The sequence below is a fragment of the Bacteroides sp. B1-V-101 genome (assembly GCF_023656585.1).
Classification (GTDB): Bacteria; Bacteroidota; Bacteroidia; order Bacteroidales; family Bacteroidaceae; genus Bacteroides; species Bacteroides thetaiotaomicron.
The window spans coordinates 1-2,887 of sequence record NZ_JAMOKH010000080.1 but is presented as its reverse complement, the minus strand read 5'-3'; the positions used below and the strand labels follow the sequence as shown (position 1 = coordinate 2,887).

The following is a 2,887-nucleotide window of genomic DNA, read 5'->3' as shown; positions in this document are numbered from 1 at the left end:
TTGGGAGTAATGAATTTATAGCTGTTTTCATACTTCTTTATGTTCTATTTTTAAGAATAGCCAGGTAGTCAAAGTCTATGAAATCTAATAAATAGCAAAAAAATGTATAATTTATTGCAAGATTATGCGATGTGTTTGCATAAAACAATTGCTTAGTGCATAAAAATGCCATCTTCAATTCTATGAAAGAGCTTTAAAATATACGAACGGAGCAGTCGTTGGTTTAAAAGGAACGGCATTTTGGTTTTAAAGGAAACACCAGTTCCTTTAAAACCAAGATAAATATGGGCACTTTGAAAGAACTTTTTCTCTATTTGATTTAATTTTTCGCTTGATTCTGAAATGACAATATGATTCTATATATTGTTATTTATATTAAAACGCCTGTATTTTAAACGATTTAATAACCATATAATTATTAATAACGTTTATTTAAATCAAGCCGTTGAATACAAATCAAGAATAAAGGTTTTATTTCTAATTCTTATATAGTTTAGTGTAATATATTACATTCTAGACACATTAAATATGCATTTTTTTAAGAATGTGCTGATTTTACTGATTTCATGTTTTCTATTATTTATAAAATGCGACATTACAAGATATGATTAACCATATGGTTAATCATATCTTGTAATGATATTAGACACAATGAGATTTTTCTATAATTCATCATATTATCGTATACTCATTTATTTTATGCCTATGCAATAAACACAAAAAGTAGCGTTGTGCATACAATTTGCATGCACCATTCAAATTTACATTTTATTATCGAAATTAGTCAGTAGTCGAGCATTTCTAATCCTCTCTTCCTTTTCAAAACATGCTAAATAATTCTCAGTAACAGTTAAATTAGAGTGACCAAGACTTTCTGAAATATAAGACGTTTTGGCTCCACCACGTTTTAGTACTGTCGCAAATGAATGTCTTGCTGTATAAGTAGTCAGTTGAGCAATACCTGTACCTTGGGCTATTTTTTTTAATTTTCTATTACATTTAGTAACGATACGACGCACTAATTTGATCTTTTCAAAAGCATCTTCATTCCCTTTGGCATATTTAAAAATATAGGTTTGTGGGCTTATATTAGGGTTTCCCCACTTATGAATGATATCCCACATCTCAGGAGTTATAGTAGCACGTATTTCTTTACTATGTTTAGTAGTCCTGGATGTTTTGGAACGTATAAAACAGATTTCTCCATCTACAATATTTGAGTACTGGAGAAATAACAGATCCATAAAATTAATTCCATTACATAAATAAGAGAAGAACCATAAATCACGAAATTCCTCTAATTCATTGGTAGAATCCTGGAAAGACATGACTCTTTTTATCTCAGGAAGAGTGAGAGCCAGCTTTCGACCATGTCCTTCTGGTATTTCATATTTATTCTTTCCAAAAGGAAATGATGATTCTTTCAGTATTCCATCTCGTACTGCACGGTTTAATATGCACTTTAAGGTTCGAAAATAAATACTCACACTTGAATAGCTCTTACCGTTAGAAATCCAAAACCGCTCACAGTGCTTCAGCCACTCCACAGTAATTCTGTCTAATGGAATATTGGTACCACCAAAACATTCTAAACTCTTCAAAGCACTTCGATAATTTAAATATGTACTTGCCTGCTCATTATCCTCTAATTCCTTCATCTTTAATTCGAAAGCTGTACGCAGATTGATTTCTTTCGTATGCCTTCCAAGTCTGATACTCAATATTTCAAAACTAAATTCTCCTTTTTGGATAAGTTCGCTAACTTGTTGTTTTATAATAGAAAAACTACTTTCGATATCAGTCCTTACCTCCATTAATAACTGACTTTTTGCCTTTAACAATCTATCCCAGTCTTCTTTTGACAATTCTTTCCCCGTAGAATAATATTTCTGCTTTCTCCTAAATACGACTTGAACTTTAACTGGAAATAATCCATTAATTTTAGCCCTTCTGGTGTCTAATATGGTCAATACAGAAACTCCATCTTTTGAATATTTGAACATAAAATGATTCTTTATATCTATCTGTTATTTGAATATATGCAAATTGCATGCAAATGTAATAAATTGAATAGTTTTTCAGAACTACTTAATGCTCTATTTATCAAATGATTATGTATTTATTTTTCAAAAAAATGCTTAGTCTAACCATTTTTTACGAAAAAAAATCTTATTTTCGTTTAGTATGGTTGCAGTATCAAATGTATTACTGATGAATAAGCGCTTATGAAAAATCATTTTTAGTGTAACCTTTAAATTTATAAATATGAGAAACAGAGATACATAGATCCTTTGTATGAGTGGCGGTTATATTTATTACCCGCACATGTTTGTTAACTACCTAAAAACTATTTCTAATTAAAAAGAATAAGATGAAAGAAATTATAAAACACAAGTTTCCATACTTGTTATTTTTCCTTTTATTGTTTTCGAGTTTTGCCTCAGCTTATGGGCAGGAACGAATGATTACCCTTAATCTATCGAAGGTACCTCTAAATACTGCATTGAAAGAGATAGAGAAACAAACTTCAATGTCAGTAGTATACAACACAAATGACGTCGATATTAATCGTGTCATATCTATTAAAGTTTCTAAAGAGTCGCTGACTAACGTTATGGGTCAGCTGTTTAAAGGAACAAATATCAGTTATTCAATAGTCGATAAGCATATTGTACTTTCTACTAAGAAAGAAGTAGAACAACAGAAAAAAACACCAATCGTTGCAACGGGAACAGTAACAGATGCACAAGGTGAACCTTTAATTGGAGTTAGCATTCTGGTGAAAGGAACAGCTACTGGTGCGATTACTGATATGGATGGAAATTTCAAAATACAAGCTGCCAAAGGTGATGTGTTAGAAATCTCCTATATCGGTTATGCCTCCCAA

Annotated in this window: 2 protein-coding genes; one reads left to right on the top strand and one right to left on the bottom strand. The window is 30.9% G+C overall.

Going from position 1 to position 2,887, the window contains the following annotated elements; translation table 11 throughout:
• Nucleotides 1-761: 761 nt before the first annotated feature.
• Nucleotides 762-2,003 (bottom strand): site-specific integrase, encoded by a 1,242-nt coding sequence (locus tag NBH01_RS26410; RefSeq protein WP_011107591.1) that lies wholly within the window; start codon nt 2,001-2,003, stop codon nt 762-764.
• 368 nt (nt 2,004-2,371) lie between these two features.
• On the opposite strand from NBH01_RS26410, the gene NBH01_RS26405 reads away from it, so the two are divergent.
• Nucleotides 2,372-2,887 (top strand): STN domain-containing protein (locus NBH01_RS26405; RefSeq protein ID WP_173664665.1); only part of this gene is annotated, 516 nt, incomplete at its 3' end.